General features: G+C 63.3%; 19 protein-coding genes. 9 read left to right on the top strand and 10 right to left on the bottom strand.

What is annotated here, in order from left to right; all coding sequences use genetic code 11:
* The first annotated feature begins 24 nt into the window (after nt 1–24).
* Entirely contained in the window at nt 25–906 is an 882-nt protein-coding gene (locus D906_RS27040) for a methyl-accepting chemotaxis protein (RefSeq protein ID WP_371257726.1), read from the top strand.
* 83 nt (nt 907–989) lie between these two features.
* Here the strand turns inward: D906_RS27040 and D906_RS14945 are convergent, their stop codons facing one another.
* A complete protein-coding gene (locus D906_RS14945; RefSeq protein ID WP_016715059.1) occupies nt 990–2,180 on the bottom strand; it encodes a benzoate/H(+) symporter BenE family transporter in 1,191 nt (396 codons plus the stop codon).
* 145 nt (nt 2,181–2,325) lie between these two features.
* Here D906_RS14945 and D906_RS14940 point away from each other — a divergent pair, with 145 nt between their 5' ends.
* A complete protein-coding gene (locus tag D906_RS14940) occupies nt 2,326–2,928 on the top strand; it encodes a glutathione S-transferase family protein (protein WP_016715060.1) in 603 nt (200 codons plus the stop codon).
* 69 nt (nt 2,929–2,997) lie between these two features.
* Here D906_RS14940 and D906_RS14935 read toward each other — a convergent pair whose 3' ends face one another.
* From D906_RS14935 to D906_RS14915, 5 genes are all read right to left on the bottom strand, one after another.
* Entirely contained in the window at nt 2,998–3,369 is a 372-nt protein-coding gene (locus tag D906_RS14935) for a glutaredoxin domain-containing protein (protein ID WP_027615882.1), read from the bottom strand.
* A 59-nt stretch (nt 3,370–3,428) separates the two neighbouring features.
* Entirely contained in the window at nt 3,429–3,974 is a 546-nt protein-coding gene (gene folE, locus D906_RS14930) for a GTP cyclohydrolase I FolE (RefSeq protein WP_012271077.1), read from the bottom strand.
* 70 nt (nt 3,975–4,044) lie between these two features.
* Complete coding sequence (locus tag D906_RS14925; protein ID WP_016715062.1) at nt 4,045–4,605, bottom strand: Smr/MutS family protein; 561 nt, start codon at nt 4,603–4,605, stop codon at nt 4,045–4,047.
* 60 nt (nt 4,606–4,665) lie between these two features.
* On the bottom strand, nt 4,666–4,986 hold the full coding sequence (locus D906_RS14920; RefSeq protein WP_016715063.1) for a hypothetical protein: 321 nt from the start codon (nt 4,984–4,986) through the stop codon (nt 4,666–4,668).
* 86 nt (nt 4,987–5,072) lie between these two features.
* On the bottom strand, nt 5,073–5,663 hold the full coding sequence (locus D906_RS14915; protein ID WP_016715064.1) for a cysteine hydrolase family protein: 591 nt from the start codon (nt 5,661–5,663) through the stop codon (nt 5,073–5,075).
* Between the two features lie 180 nt (nt 5,664–5,843).
* Between D906_RS14915 and prmB the strand changes: the two genes are divergently transcribed.
* Nucleotides 5,844–6,752 (top strand): 50S ribosomal protein L3 N(5)-glutamine methyltransferase, encoded by a 909-nt coding sequence (gene prmB / locus D906_RS14910; protein WP_016715065.1) that lies wholly within the window; start codon nt 5,844–5,846, stop codon nt 6,750–6,752.
* Between the two features lie 49 nt (nt 6,753–6,801).
* Here the strand turns inward: prmB and D906_RS14905 are convergent, their stop codons facing one another.
* Both D906_RS14905 and D906_RS14900 read right to left on the bottom strand, forming a co-directional pair.
* Entirely contained in the window at nt 6,802–7,584 is a 783-nt protein-coding gene (locus D906_RS14905; protein WP_019096942.1) for a hypothetical protein, read from the bottom strand.
* Nucleotides 7,585–7,649: 65 nt separating this feature from the next.
* Nucleotides 7,650–8,612, bottom strand: coding sequence for an alpha/beta hydrolase (locus D906_RS14900; protein WP_027615881.1), 963 nt, complete (start codon nt 8,610–8,612; stop codon nt 7,650–7,652).
* A 175-nt stretch (nt 8,613–8,787) separates the two neighbouring features.
* On the opposite strand from D906_RS14900, the gene aroC reads away from it, so the two are divergent.
* The 3 genes from aroC to D906_RS14885 all read left to right on the top strand — a co-directional run bounded on the left by aroC (nt 8,788) and on the right by D906_RS14885 (nt 11,645).
* Entirely contained in the window at nt 8,788–9,879 is a 1,092-nt protein-coding gene (gene aroC, locus D906_RS14895) for a chorismate synthase (RefSeq protein WP_016715068.1), read from the top strand.
* 75 nt (nt 9,880–9,954) lie between these two features.
* Nucleotides 9,955–11,109 carry an MFS transporter gene (locus D906_RS14890; protein ID WP_027615880.1) on the top strand — a complete coding sequence of 385 codons (1,155 nt, stop codon included), beginning with the start codon at nt 9,955–9,957 and terminating at the stop codon, nt 11,107–11,109.
* A complete protein-coding gene (locus D906_RS14885) occupies nt 11,109–11,645 on the top strand; it encodes an oxidase (protein ID WP_025754753.1) in 537 nt (178 codons plus the stop codon). The genes D906_RS14890 and D906_RS14885 overlap by 1 nt, the downstream gene beginning before the upstream one ends.
* A gap of 60 nt (nt 11,646–11,705) precedes the next feature.
* Here D906_RS14885 and D906_RS14880 read toward each other — a convergent pair whose 3' ends face one another.
* Nucleotides 11,706–11,978: a DUF3509 domain-containing protein gene (locus tag D906_RS14880; RefSeq protein ID WP_016715071.1), complete on the bottom strand. Its 273-nt coding sequence runs from the start codon at nt 11,976–11,978 to the stop codon at nt 11,706–11,708.
* 265 nt (nt 11,979–12,243) lie between these two features.
* Here D906_RS14880 and D906_RS14870 point away from each other — a divergent pair, with 265 nt between their 5' ends.
* Nucleotides 12,244–12,768 (top strand): ankyrin repeat domain-containing protein, encoded by a 525-nt coding sequence (locus tag D906_RS14870; protein ID WP_019096938.1) that lies wholly within the window; start codon nt 12,244–12,246, stop codon nt 12,766–12,768.
* A gap of 60 nt (nt 12,769–12,828) precedes the next feature.
* The gene (locus D906_RS14865) at nt 12,829–13,359 is read left to right on the top strand and encodes a hypothetical protein (protein ID WP_019096937.1); all 531 of its coding nucleotides are present in this window, start codon (nt 12,829–12,831) and stop codon (nt 13,357–13,359) included.
* A 62-nt stretch (nt 13,360–13,421) separates the two neighbouring features.
* On the opposite strand, the gene D906_RS14860 is transcribed toward D906_RS14865, so the two are convergent.
* Nucleotides 13,422–14,360 (bottom strand): ZIP family metal transporter, encoded by a 939-nt coding sequence (locus tag D906_RS14860; protein ID WP_019096936.1) that lies wholly within the window; start codon nt 14,358–14,360, stop codon nt 13,422–13,424.
* A 126-nt stretch (nt 14,361–14,486) separates the two neighbouring features.
* On the opposite strand from D906_RS14860, the gene D906_RS14855 reads away from it, so the two are divergent.
* On the top strand, nt 14,487–14,678 hold the full coding sequence (locus D906_RS14855) for a PLDc N-terminal domain-containing protein (protein WP_012271091.1): 192 nt from the start codon (nt 14,487–14,489) through the stop codon (nt 14,676–14,678).
* Nucleotides 14,679–14,702: the final 24 nt, after the last annotated feature.

Here is a 14,702-nt window from a genome sequence, read left to right as displayed (position 1 = left end):
CGTCGCGACGAAGTGGGGCAACTGATGCAGGCCATGCAGCAGATGGCGGCGGGCCTGTCGGGTATTGTCAGTGGCTTGCAGCAAGGTATCGAACAACTGGCGGGCAATGCCCAGGCGTTGTCGGCAGTGACCGAGCAGACCAACCGCGAGGTGGGCAGCCAGAAAGAGGAAACCGAACAGGTGGCCACCGCCATGCAGCAGATGACCGCCACCGTGCACGATGTGGCACGCAATGCCGAGGAAGCGGCGCAGGCGGCCCAGGCTGCGGACGACAAGGTCGAGTCGGGGCAACAAGTGGTGCGCCAGAGCATGCAGCGCATCGAGCAGCTGGCGTCTGCGGCAGAAACGGCCAGTGCCGGTATCGACAGCCTCAGTGCCGAAATCCACACCATTGGCGATGTGCTGGAAGTGATCAAGAGTGTGGCCGAGCAGACCAACCTGCTGGCGCTCAATGCTGCCATCGAGGCCGCCCGTGCGGGTGAGCAGGGGCGTGGTTTTGCCGTGGTGGCCGATGAAGTGCGCGCGTTGGCGCGGCGTACCCGGCAGTCTACCGAGCAGATCGAGACACTGGTCGCCAGCCTGCGTGGCAACGCCCAGCAGTCGGTGGCGCAGATTCGCGGCAGTACCGAACTGGTGCGCCTGGCGGTGGCAGATGCGCTACAGACCGAGAGCGCGCTGGGCAGCATTGCGTCGGCGGTTTCGTTGATTCAGCAGATGAACCAGCAGATCGCCGCAGCGGCCGAGCAGCAGAGTTCGGTGGCGGAAGAAATCAGCCGTAGCGTGACGCAGATTCGCGGTAGCGCGGACCAGGCGGCGTTGGCGATGCAGGACAATGCCAGGTCCAGTGTGGAGCTGGCGCAGTTGGGTAAGGATTTGAAAGGGATGGTGGGGCATTTCAGGTTGTAGTGTTGGTCTTGGGATTTTTGTTGGTTCTGAAATCGAGCGCCGCCCGCGCGGCGCTCGATCTCAACCCTAACGCCAATCTACCGTCATACCCGACGCGGGTTGAGGATCATCAAGGTCACCACCCCCGCTACAATCCCCCAGAACGCCGAGCCAATCGAAAACAGTGTCAGCCCCGAAGCCGTGACCATAAAGGTGATCAACGCCGCCTCCCGCTCACGCGCCTCGCTCATGGCCACGGTCAGCCCGTTCATGATCGAACCAAACAGCGCCAAGGCGGCAATCGACAGCACCAGCTCCTTCGGCAGTGCCGCAAACAACGCCGCCAGGGTTGCGCCGAACACCCCGGCAATACCGTAGAAAATCCCGCACCACACTGCTGCTGTGTAGCGCTTGGCCGGGTCTTCATGGGCATGCGGCCCCGTGCAGATCGCCGCGCTGATCGCCGCCAGGTTGACCCCATGCGAACCGAAGGGTGCCAGTAGCAGCGAGGCAAAGCCGGTGGCCGAGATCAGTGGTGAGGCCGGCACTTGGTAGCCGTCGGCGCGCAGCACAGCCACGCCGGGCATGTTTTGCGAGGTCATCGCTACCACGAACAGCGGAATGCCAATGCTGATGGTGGCTGCCAGCGAGAAGCTCGGCGTGGTCCATACCGGTTTGGCCACTTCCAGCTGGAAGCCGCTGAAGTCGAGCAGGCCCAGGGCCCCGGATAACGCAGTGCCCACCAGCAGCGCGGCCAGCACGCAGTAGCGCGGCGACAGGCGCTTGACCAGCAGGTAGCTGAAGAACATGCCCAGCACCAGCAACGTGCGGTGCTGCGCGGCAACGAAAATTTCGCTGCCGATCTTGAACAGAATACCCGCCAGCAGCGCCGAGGCCAGCGAAGCCGGGATGCGTTTGACCAGGCGCTCGAAGCTGCCGGTCAGGCCGCAGATGAGCACCAGCACGGCGCAGGTGATGTAGGCGCCAATGGCCTCGCCATAGCTCACGCCGCCCAGGCTGGTAATCAGCAAGGCGGCACCGGGGGTGGACCAGGCGACGGTGATCGGTGTGCGGTAACGCAGTGACAGGCCGATGCTGCACACCGCCATGCCGATTGAAAGCGCCCAGATCCAGGACGAAATCTGTGCAGTGGTAAGCCCGGCTGCCTGGCCAGCCTGGAACATCAGCACCAGCGAACTGGTATAGCCGGTGAGCATGGCGATAAAGCCGGCGACGACCGCCGACGGGGAGCTGTCTGCCAGGGGCCGCAGGCGTGCGGAGGTGGCATCGGTCATGAACAAAGTCCTTGTAAAGGTGTAAGCAGTTTTTTCAGACTACAGCGCGCAAGGTTGATCCTTGCCATACAGCGGCCATTGCTTTTAGCCGTACAGTCGCCAACTATTGGGCACAAATGCGAAACTGCTTGGAAGGGGAGGGGCAATGTACAAGGTCTATGGCGACTACCAGTCGGGCAACTGCTACAAGGTCAAGCTGATGTTGAGCCTGCTGGGCCGGCCGTATGAATGGCACCCGGTGGATATCCTCAAGGGCGAGACCGAAACGCCCGAGTTTCTGGCGATGAACCCTAATGGCAAGGTGCCAGTGCTGGAGCTGGAAGATGGCAGTTACTTGTGGGAGTCCAATGCCATTCTCAACTTCCTGGCCGATGGCAGCGAGTTTCTGCCCAGCGAGCCGCGTCTACGTACCCAGGTGCTGCAGTGGCAGTTCTTCGAGCAGTACAGCCATGAGCCGTACATTGCCGTGGCCCGGTTTATCCAGTTCTACCTGGGGCTGCCGGATGAGCGCCTGGAGGAGTACCGCAAGCTGCACAAGGGCGGTTACAAGGCGCTGAAGGTGATGGAGCGGCAGTTGCAGATGACGCCGTATCTGGTGGGTGAGCAGTATTCGATTGCCGATGTGGCGCTGTATGCCTATACCCATGTGGCGCATCAGGGCGGGTTCGATCTGGCCGATTACCCGGCAGTAAGGGCCTGGCTGGAACGCGTCAGCAGCCACCCGCGGCATGTGCCGATGGTGGGCTGATCTTTAGCCTGTACCGGCCTCTTCGCGGGCCAGCCCGCGAAAGGACCAGTACAGGAAAACTACAAGCCATCAGATGGAAGCAAAGCGCTCATCCAGATAAGCAATGATGGCCTTGGATTCATACATCCAGGTTACCTTGTCGCCTTCTTCGATGCGCAGGCACGGCACTTTCACCCGGCCGCCACCCTCTTGCAGGGCCTGACGGTGCACCGGGTCGTTCTTGGCATCGCGCAGTGCCACCGGCACGTTCAGCCGGTGCAGGGTGCGGCGGGTCTTGACGCAGAACGGGCAGGCGTGGAACTGGTACAGCGCCAGGCCCTTGGCCGCTTGCTCGACGCGGGCCTGGGCGGCGGCGTCGCGTTTGCGCTTGGCCGGGCGGCTGATCCAGTCGCCGAACACGATGAGCTGGCCGAGGCCAACCCGCAGGGCTTTGACGATCATGGGCAACTCCTGAAATGAAAAAGCCGACCCGGCAGGGTCGGCTTGGGGTCAGCAGCCAATCACTTGATCAGGCTGAGGAACTCGCTGCGGGTGGCGGCGTTTTCGCGGAACTCACCCAGCATCACCGAAGTGATCATGGTCGAGTTCTGCTTCTCGACACCGCGCATCATCATGCACATGTGCTTGGCTTCGACCACCACGGCCACACCGGCGGCACCGGTTACCTGCTGCACGGCCTCGGCGATCTGGCGGCTGAGGTTTTCCTGGATCTGCAGGCGGCGGGCGTACATGTCGACGATACGCGCAACCTTGGACAGGCCCAGTACCTTGCCCTTGGGCAGGTAGGCAACGTGTGCCTTGCCGATGAACGGCAGCATGTGGTGTTCGCACATCGAATACAGCTCGATGTCCCGGACCAGCACCATTTCGCTGTTGTCAGAGCTGAACAACGCGTTGTTGGTGACTTCTTCCAGTGTTTGCTCATAACCGCGGCAAAGGTACTTCATCGCCTTTGCAGCCCGCTTGGGCGTGTCGAGCAGGCCCTCACGGGAGACGTCCTCGCCAATCTGGCTGAGGATCTCGGTGTAGTTCTGTTCCAGGGACATGGATCTACCTGTGGGAAAAAATCGCAAAAACGAAGGGTACGGCGGTGAGGGCGGCGCTGCAAGCGCGGCGTTACTCGTCGCGGCCTTCGAGCATGGTTCGCTTTAGCATCACATACACCGCGCCGGTACCGCCGTGGCGGGCGCTGCAAGAGGCAAAACCGAGCACCTGCGGGTGCTGGCGCAGCCAGGTGTTGACGTGGCTCTTGATCATCGGACGCTTGCCGTCCAGGCGGGCAGCCTTGCCGTGGGTCACCCGCACGCAGCGCACTTCCAGCTTGGTGGCTTCGGCGATGAAGTCCCACAGGGTTTCGCGGGCCTTTTCCACGGTCATGCCGTGCAGGTCGAGGCTGCCTTCGAACGGAATTTGCCCCAGTTTCAGCTTGCGCAACTGGCCTTCCTGCACGCCGTCGCGGCGCCACATCAGCTCGTCTTCAGCGCCAACGTCGATAACGAACTGATCGGACATGCCGTCGATCACCAGGGCCTTGTCACTGCGCACTGTCGCTGCCTGGCGAAGGCCAGCCAGCTGCTGGCGGTCGGCCTTGGGCTTGCCTACTTCGGCACGGTCGTGGCGGATTTGCTTTACGCCGCGCACTTCGGCCTTGAACAGGGAAAAATCGTCGTCTTGCATGATGCCTCCACGTTGGCGGCGTAGTTTACGCGACTGTGGGGCGCAGGTGATACCAAGCCATCAATCATGCTTCTTCATCAGGTGTGGCGACAGGTTCAACTCCCGCCCGCGACGCAAGCGAATACGGCTACGCCGCCAAAACCGCACACCCAGCCACAGCAGCAGCAATCCAGCCCCGGTGAGGATGCTGGACAGCGGCTTGTTGGCATTGAGTTCTTGCAGGGCAGGGTAATTGCCCAGCAGGCCGGCAACACCGGCCATGGCCAGCAGTACGCCCAAGGTCGCCAGCAGGGCCGACAGGCCGGCCGCCAGGCGGGCGCCCCAGTTACGCGGTTGGCGCGGGCGCAGGCGCTTGGCGTCGAAACTGCCTTTAAGCTTCATTCCGCTCTCCTCTGTGGATATCCGGAATTCGACCTGCTGCCGCCCATCGGGTTCCGCCCGGCTGCCGGGCGGTCGTGCCCAGCCCCTTAGATCAGGCTGGCGGTGGGGGCCACGCAAGCGAAGTTGTCGGCCATTACGGCCATTTCGCACTGGTGGATCTGTGCGGCCGGGATTACCCCGTCCTTGAAGGCGAGGTCGCGGGTTGCCGAGGCGTCTTCCACCAGGGTGCACCGGTAACCATAGTCCTTGGCGCGGCGCACGGTGGTGCTGACGCTGGAGTGGCTCATGAAACCGCAGACGATCAGGTCCAGGTGGCCGAGCTCCTGCAAGGTCTCGTGCAGTTTGGTGTTCTTGAACGCGTTAGGCATGCGCTTTTCGATGACGATTTCGCCTTCCTGGGGCTCCAGCCCCGGAATGAACTGGCCGGCCGGGCCCTGTGGGTCGAAGCGGCCACCGACAGTGCCCAAGTGGCGTACATGGATGATCGGACGGCCGCTTTTGCGCGCGGCGTCGAGCAACCTGGCGATGTTGGCCACGGCCTCGTCCATGCCCGACAGCTGCAGGGGACCACTGAGGTACTCCTTTTGCGCATCGATGATGATCAGGCTGGCGTGGCTCAGCTTGGCCGGCGGGTAGTCGCGGCCAGTGAGGCGGAACATCGTGGTTGGAACGGACATCAAGGGCTCCTTGGATAGGGCTTTTGTATACCTATTGTCCCCTGCCTTGGCGCCAATGGGAATGGTTGACAACGCAAGCGGCATGGTTACTGGCCTGTGGCTAGCCTTTGGGTAAGGCAAAGGAACAAATGTGCGGGTGGGGCTGTTAGACTTTTGTCCGGTCTGAAATAGGAGTACCCCGTGATCACATCCCGTCTGCGCACGCTGCGCGACTACATCCGCTGGGCGGTCAGCCGCTTCCACGAGCACGACCTGTTCTTCGGCCACGGTGCCGACAACGCCTGGGACGAGGCCCGCCTGCTGGTGCTGGGTGCGGTGCACCTGCCATGGGAGGTGGCCGACAGCTACCTGGACTGCATGCTCGAGGACGACGAGCGGGTACGCCTGCAGCACCTGCTCAAACGCCGCATTGAAGAGCGCGTGCCTGCCGCCTACCTGCTGGGCGAGGCCTGGTTCTGCGGCATGTCGTTCATCGTCGACGAACGGGTACTGGTACCGCGTTCACCCATTGGCGAACTGATCGAAAAACGCTTCGAACCGTGGCTGGCCAGCGAGCCTGCGCGCATTCTCGACCTGTGCACCGGCTCGGGCTGCATCGGCATCGTAGCTGCCGACGTGTTCCCCGAGGCCGAGGTGGTGCTGGCCGACCTGTCGTTCCAGGCGCTTGAGGTGGCCAACCAGAATATCGAACGCCATGGCCTCGACGGCCGCGTGTACACCGTGCAGGGTGATGGCTTTGGCGGCCTGCCGGGGCAGCGTTTCGACTTGATCCTGTCCAACCCGCCGTATGTCGATGCCGAAGACTTCGACGACATGCCGGCCGAGTACCACCACGAGCCCGAGCTGGGCCTGGCCTGCGGCAACGACGGCCTGGACCTGGTGCGGCGCATGCTGGCCGAAGCGGCAGACCATCTGACTGACAAGGGTTTGCTGATTGTCGAGGTGGGCAACAGCCAGGTGCATGTCGAGGCGCTGTACCCTGAGGTGGACTTTGCCTGGCTGGAGTTCGAGCGCGGCGGGCATGGGGTGTTCATGCTGACCGCTGAGCAGTGCCGCCAGCATCAGGAGCTGTTCAAAGCCCGGGTCTGAGCCATTTGGGGCCGCAAAGCGGCCCCAATCTCCATCGGCTCACGCGGTCTCAGCGGGTGGCGATCCAGATCAACAATCCCGCCTGAAACACCGCAAACGCCACCAGACAGGTAATGGTAAAGCGCAACCCGCCGTCTTCGCGCTGGTATTTGGCCACCCGCTCATCACGCTCGCGCAGTTGCCCTTCCTTTTCCTGCAACTGCTGGTCGGCCTGCTGCAGCAGGTTGGCGGCATCCAGAATCTCCACCCGCTGCAGTCGCTCGCTGCTCCAGGCGGCTTTGAGCTGGCCCACGGTCATGTCCACGGTACGGCCCTTCAAATGCTGGCTGTCCTCGTACTCCACCTCGATACCCACCCCGCGCAAGCAGTGGTCACGGCGCAGGCGCGAGTCCTCGTTCAACGCATCCTTGCTCGGCAGCGCCATGCCCTCCACCCGATAGTGCGACCACTTGCGCTGCAGCCACTGCACGGCCTGGGCCAGCATGAAGCGGCCGATACCACGGTTCACCGGTTCAAGTTGCAGGCCATGTTCATTGCCGATACGTACCAGGCGCTCGGCATGGTCGACGCGGATGTCCAGGCGGTTCTGCTCTTTGTGCACTTTCTGCCCGGGCAGCTGGATTTCCATGCGCAACAGGCTGTGTGCCTTGTCGTGGCGTTCGGCATAGCCGAACTGCACAAAGCGCAGCGGCCGCGCGCCGGTGCTGCGGTCTGTGGGCAGGGCTGCCAGGCGCAGTAGCTGGAAATGTTCGGCGGCAAGGTCGGCCCAAGGCAGGGCGGCGCTTGGCTGGGGCTCTTCGGCCGGCTCTTCGGCGGCGGGGGCGATTGTCATCAGGGCAAGTCCTCGGCTATGCCTGCTGTATCGGCAGGCTTGCCAAGGACCTGAGCCCGATTACGTTACGCGGAAGGCAAATGCTGGATGAACGTCACAATCCGCTCACCCAGCTCGTGTGCCAGCGGTAGTTCTGGGTTGAGGTAGCTGTCGCGCTGCTGGCTCATGCTTTTGGGGCTGATGCGCAGCATGTGGTTCATGCCGTCGATCAGCACCAGCTGCGCATCCGGCTTGGCTGCCTTCAGCCGTTCGGCATCGGCCACATCCACCTGCACATCGTTGCGCCCTTGCACGATCAAGGCGGGCATGGGCAGGCGGGCAAAGGCGGCTGCCGGGTTTTGCTGAAACAGCGAAATCAGATACGGCTGCACGCTGGGGCGGAACACCTGGCGCAGCGGCGCGGGCACTTCCAGGCTGGTCTGCCCGGCTTGCAGGCGATCGAGTAGGGCGCTGCCCCCGGCCAGTTGCGCTGGTGGCAGGCGACGGGCGAGCTGTTCGCGTAGGACTTCGGCCAGCGGTCGCCCACTGCCGGCCAGGGTGATCACCGCACTGGCACCTGCCTGCTCGGCGGCCAGGCTGGCGATCAGTGCGCCTTCGCTGTGGCCTACGAGGATCAGCTGGCCGAAGCGGGGGTCGGCTTTCAGCTTGTTGCTCCAGGCGACCACATCCGCTACATAGCGCTCCACGCTGAGGTCGCGCTCGTCAGGCGTGGCCGGCTGGCTGGCGGCCACCCCGCGTTTGTCGTAGCGCACGCTGGCGATGTGCTCGTTGGCCAGCAGCACGGCCAGGCGCTTGAGGTTGTCGACCCGGCCCGACGCCGGGTTGTTGCCATCGCGGTCGGTGGGGCCGGAGCCGGCGATGATCAGCACCACCGGCGGCGGCGTGGCCTGTTGCGGCAACAGCAGGCTGCCGTACAGCACGCCCTGGCCGGTGTCCAGGTCGATGGGGCGTTGCAGCACGGTGGGGGCGGCGGCCTGGGCCAGGCTGGTGCACAGCAGGAAGAGCAGGGCGACGAGGCGCGACATCATGCAGTACTACATAGGGAGATGCAGCTTTGACCTAATGTTCGTGGGAAGGTTCTCTGGCAGTGCAAGGCTGGCTCGGCCTCTTCGCGGCCCAGCCAGCGAAGAGGCCAGCACAGGCGAGCAAACCATCTGTATACTGCCGCTTTCGTTCACCTCAGGCAGAACTCGCGGAGCGTCCATGTCCGGCAATACCTACGGCAAGCTGTTCACTGTCACCACCGCTGGCGAAAGCCATGGCCCGGCGTTGGTCGCCATTGTCGATGGATGCCCGCCGGGCCTGGAGATTTCCCTGGCCGACCTGCAGCACGACCTCGACCGGCGCAAGCCCGGCACCAGCCGGCACACCACGCAGCGTCAGGAAGCCGACGAGGTGGAAATCCTCTCTGGCGTGTTCGAAGGCCGTACCACGGGCTGTTCGATCGGCCTGCTGATTCGCAACACTGACCAGAAGTCCAAGGACTACTCGGCCATCAAGGACCTGTTCCGCCCGGCCCACGCCGACTACACCTACCATCACAAGTACGGCATCCGCGACTACCGTGGTGGTGGCCGCAGCTCGGCCCGCGAAACCGCCATGCGCGTGGCTGCCGGTGCCATTGCCAAGAAATACCTGGCCACCCAGGGCATTACCGTGCGTGGCTACATGAGCCAGCTGGGCCCGATCGAAATCCCGTTCAAGACCTGGGAATCGGTGGAGCAGAACGCTTTCTTCAGCCCCGACCCGGACAAGGTACCGGAGCTCGAGGCCTACATGGACCAGCTGCGCCGGGACCAGGATTCGGTGGGTGCCAAGATCACCGTGGTGGCCGAAGGCGTGATGCCGGGTCTGGGCGAACCGATCTTCGACCGTCTGGACGCAGAACTGGCCCACGCGCTGATGAGCATCAACGCGGTCAAGGGCGTGGAAATTGGTGCCGGCTTCGCCAGCGTTGCCCAGCGTGGTACCGAACACCGTGACGAGTTGACCCCGGAAGGCTTCCTCAGCAACAACGCCGGCGGCATCCTGGGTGGCATTTCTTCGGGCCAGCCGATCGTTGCCCACCTGGCGCTGAAGCCGACCTCCAGCATCACCACCCCGGGCCGTTCGATCGACATCGACGGCAACCCGGTGGACGTCATCACCAAAGGCCGCCACGACCCGTGCGTGGGCATCCGCGCTACGCCGATCGCCGAGGCGATGATGGCCATCGCGCTGATGGACCACCTGCTGCGTCACCGTGCGCAGAATGCTGATGTAAAAGTGAATACCCCGGTGCTGGGCCAGCTCTGATTCACATGTACCTGCCTCTTCGCGGGCACCCCCGCGAAGAGGCAGGTGCATGTAACAACATGATTGGCTGAACCCATGCCCCCGATCCCCTACTGGCGCCTGTCCAGCTTCTATCTCTTCTACTTCGCTCTGCTAGGCTCCACCGCCCCCTTCCTGGCGCTGTACTTCGACCACCTGGGCTTCTCCCCGGCACGCATCGGCGAGCTGGTGGCCATCCCCATGCTGATGCGCTGCGTTGCCCCCAACCTGTGGGGCTGGCTGGGCGACCGCACCGGGCGGCGGCTGCTGATCGTGCGCCTGGGGGCGTTGTGCACCCTGGCCACCTTCGCCCTGATCTTCTTCGGCAAAAGTTACGCGTGGCTGGCGCTGGTAATGGCCTTGCACGCGTTCTTCTGGCACGCGGTACTGCCCCAGTTCGAGGTCATTACCCTGGCCCACCTGCACGGGCAAACGTCCCGCTACAGCCAGGTGCGCCTGTGGGGCTCGATCGGCTTCATCCTGACCGTGGTCGGCCTGGGCCGCCTGTTCGAATGGCTGAGCCTGGACATCTACCCGGTGGCGTTGGTCACCATCATGGCCGGCATTGTCGCCGCGAGCCTGTGGGTACCCAATGCCCAGCCGGTGGAGCAAGGTGAGCGCAGCAGCGCCGGTGGCTTTTTGCAGCAGCTGCGTGCCCCCGGGGTGGTCGCGTTCTACGCTTGCGTGGCGCTGATGCAGCTCAGCCATGGGCCTTACTACACGTTTCTGACCCTTCACCTGGAGCACCTGGGCTACAGCCGTGGTGCCATCGGCTTGCTGTGGGCGCTGGGGGTGGTGGCCGAAGTGCTGATGTTCATGGTCATGAGCCGCCTGTTCGCCCGCTTCAGCGTGCAGCGGGTGTTGCTGGCCAGTTTCCTGCTGGCGGCCGTACGCTGGCTGTTGCTGGGCAACCTGGCAGGTGAGCCTGCCCTATTGATCTTTGCCCAGTTGCTGCATGCGGCCACTTTTGGCTGCTTCCATGCCGCCAGCATCGCCTTCGTGCAGGCCAGCTTCGGCGCCCGCCAACAAGGCCAGGGCCAGGCGCTGTATGCGGCACTGTCGGGTACCGGGGGCGCATTGGGGGCGTTGTATTCGGGCTACAGCTGGAAACTGCTGGGCCCCACCTTCACCTTTGGTATGGCCAGTGCCGCAGCCTTGGCCGCAGCCGTTATCATTGCCCTTTGTTCGCAACCGACCAGGACCCGCCTCTGATGAGCATTCTCAGTGTTTTCCACCCCGCCAGCCCGGAACTGCCGAACAAGGTGCTGACGCACCACGACGATATCGTCGCCACCCTGGCCGAGCAGGGCGTGCGTTTTGTGCACGCCGGGCATGGCTTGCGGGTGCGCCCTGGTACGGCTGAAGGCGAGGTGCTGGACGCATGCCGTGAGCATTTGGATCAGTTGATGACGGCGCATGGCAGCAAGGCATTCGTGCTGTTGAACCGCGACGGTGAAGACCCGGCGCAGGTCGATGTGCGCGATGAACATGTGCATGACGCCGAAGAGGTATTTGCCGTAGTCAGCGGCCGTGCGCAGGTTGCCCTGCGTTTGGGCGACCAGGTGTATTCGGTGCTGTGCGAGAAGGGTGACCAGTTGGTGGTGCCGGCGGGGACGCGGCGCTGGGTGGAGCTGGGGGGGACGCCGTTTTGCCTGGCGCTGCGGTTGTATGGCAGCGAGCGGGGTGCGCAGGCGCGGTTTACCGGGGATGTGACTGCGCGGGCGTTTCTGGGGATTGACGAGTTGTAGTTGCTTTGCCGGTCTCTTCGCGGGCTTGCCCGCGAAGAGACCGGCAAAGCAACACAAACCTCAGCGGTAGGTCGGCAGGGCAAACCGCTGCTGGCTCTGCAACATCGAAATCACCGGCAATTCGCTAGCCTGTTCAGCCAGGTCACGGCGAATGGCACTGATCGCCCATGACAGCTGCTCGGCACTGTGCAGTTGCGCATAGGTCAGCACTCGGCGGGTAACCTTGCCATCGGCTGCGCGCAGGGTCAGCAGCACGCCGCCATCGGGACGGGCCTGGGTATTGACCTGATAAGCAGAAAATACCGAGACGAACTTTTGCTGGATGAGGTCCATATCAACTCCTGGCTGTGGTGTGGCAGACATGAGTAGATATTTGCAGCGACCGTGCCAGGTCTGAGTTTCATAAAAAATCCAGTAAAATCAGGGTTTTACGGAGACTCTACGAAAGTGTCGCCGTGCAGGTTGCATGGTCATGCATTTTGCACAGTGCATTTTGCACGAGTCAGGCATTGCCTATCGGCCCCATAGAAACTGAACCTTTGACCGCACTGGCGTGCCTGACAAACACTTGGGCAATCATTTATGCCAGGAGGTTCCGATGACCCGCCAGACCGCCCCCGCCACCATGACCGAAAACGAAGCCGCCGCATTCGCCGAGCAGGTATTCGAACGTGCCCGCCAAGGCGATGCCGAAATGATCGAGCGCCTGCTCGCCAGCGGCCTGCCGGCCAACCTGCGCAACCATAAGGGCGATACCCTGCTGATGCTGGCCAGCTACCACGGCCACCACGAAGCAGTGCGCGTGCTGCTGGCCCACGGTGCCGACCCGTTGATTGCCAACGACAACGGCCAGCTGCCTATCGCCGGGGCCGCCTTCAAGGGGGACCTGGCGATGATCCGGTTGTTGCTTGAGCACGGCGTCCCTGTGGACGCCGCTGCGCAGGACGGGCGCACGGCGTTGATGCTGGCGGCCATGTTCAATCGCAGCGAGATCCTCGACTACCTGCTGGCCCAAGGCGCCGACCCGGCGCGCCAGGATGCCCGTGGCGCCACTGCGCTGATGGCGGCGCAAACCATGGGGGCCGTAGACGCCGCCGCCCGCCTGCAAACGCTGGCCGGCTAACCACCTGGGGGCATTTGCGGCTATCCTTGGCGACTTTTCACCCGTCGCAGGCCCCCTTTCATGAAAACTCAGTTGCTCGAATTCATCAGTCTCATTGGCGCTGGCTGCATGCGCGAGGCCGACATCGAGCGCATCGCCGACGAGGCCGCCCAGGCCTATGCCGACCCGGCTGCTTTCCTGGTTGCCAACCCCGATATCAACTACGACGACACGTTCCCGATCCCGCTGGGTGAATGGGTTGTGCTGGGCAGCCTGCCGGACACCGTGGTATTCCAGGCCGACAGCTACCAGGACCTGTTCCAGCAGATCAGCGACTCGTTCGACAACAGTGTGCCGTTCACCCTCAAGCCCAAGCAGCTGGCCCGTACCGAGCCACTGACCGCGCTCAACCGCATTCAGGTGCAGATGGGGGCGTTGAACAAAGAGGCTGGGGGTTATGTGCTGCTGAACTTCAGCCAGTTGCTGGATGACGAGCTGCAGATGGTGATGGTGGGGCAGAACGACCTGGCGCGGGTGCTGGAGTTGGGGGCAGAGGTGGGTATCAAGGTCGAGCCGGCTTTGGAAGCCCTGAAGGTCGCCGTCCACATTTGAGTTCGCCTATGGCCTCTTCGCAGGCGAGCCCGCGAAGAAGCCAGTACAGGCAACGTGAAACTTCAGCCCAACGCCGTATCCAGAAACATCATCACCGCAAACCCACCCATCAACCCCAGGGTCGCCGCCGTCTGGTGCCCGTTGCGGTGGGTTTCCGGGATCACTTCGTGGCTGACCACAAAGATCATCGCCCCCGCCGCCAGCCCCATGCTGATTGGATAGGCGAGGGCAAAGCCTGTGGAAATCCCCAGCCCGATCACCGCCCCCAGTGGCTCCATCAGCCCCGAACCTACAGCCACCAGCGCCGCCTTCAGGCTCGACAACCCGGTGGCACGCAGGGCGAGGGCCACGGCCAGCCCCTCAGGGATGTCCTGAATGGCAATAGCGCTGGTCAGCGGCAAGCCGATGCTCATGTCGCCATTGGCGAAGCTCACACCAATGGCCATGCCTTCAGGCAGGTTGTGCAGGGTGATCGCCAGCACGAACAGCCACACCCGGCTGATGCGCTCGGCTTCGGGGCCGCAGGGGCCGGTGCTTTCATGCTCGTGCGGGGTGAAGCGGTCCAGGCCCAGCATCAACAGCACGCCCAACCCCATGCCCAGCACCACGGTAAAGGCCGCAGCCGGGCCGTTGCCGGTAATTTCACGCGCGGCATCCAGGCCCGGCAGAATCAGCGAAAACGAACTGGCCGCCAGCATCATGCCGGCGGCAAAGCCCAGCATTACGTCCTGGGTGCGGGCGCTGACATCGCGCAGCACCACCGCCAGCACAGCGCCCAGAGCGGTAGCCCCAAAGCCGGACAATCCGCCCAACACGGCCAGGTGCAGGTTGTCGGCGTGGTCGCCGTTTACCGCGTTCCACACGCTGGCGCCCAGCAGCACGACCACCGCCAGCAGGCTAAGACCGAGGCCGGCGCTGAGCCAGGGGGTGTTCACGGCCTGCTGGCGCCAGGCGTTCAGCAGTGAGGGTGGGGTGGCGCTTTGCGTGTGGGCGGAGGGCATACGAACCTCGAATCAATGAATACAGGCAGTCTACTCAGAGACCTGCGCCAGCCGCCAAGGATTCGCTTCTATCGGCGCGATAGCTGACTATGCTGTGCAGCAAAGCCTTTTGACAGGAGTTTTAGCATGGGGTCGACATTCAATAGCCTGGTAGGGCTGATCATTCTGGCGCTGGATATCTGGGCCATCCTCAATGTGATCAAGAGTGGCAGCGAGGTGGGCATCAAAGTGTTGTGGATCTTGCTGATCGCTTTGCTGCCGGTGGTGGGCCTGGTGATTTGGGCCATCGCGGGGCCGCGGGGGAATGTGCGCATCTGAAAGGCCGGCACAGACAAAACCCGC

Source organism: Pseudomonas sp. LAIL14HWK12:I1 (genome assembly GCF_003202095.1).
Lineage (GTDB): Bacteria > Pseudomonadota > Gammaproteobacteria > Pseudomonadales > Pseudomonadaceae > Aquipseudomonas > Aquipseudomonas monteilii.
The sequence above is the reverse complement of the archived record's forward strand: the minus strand, read 5'-3'. Positions and strand labels throughout refer to the sequence as shown.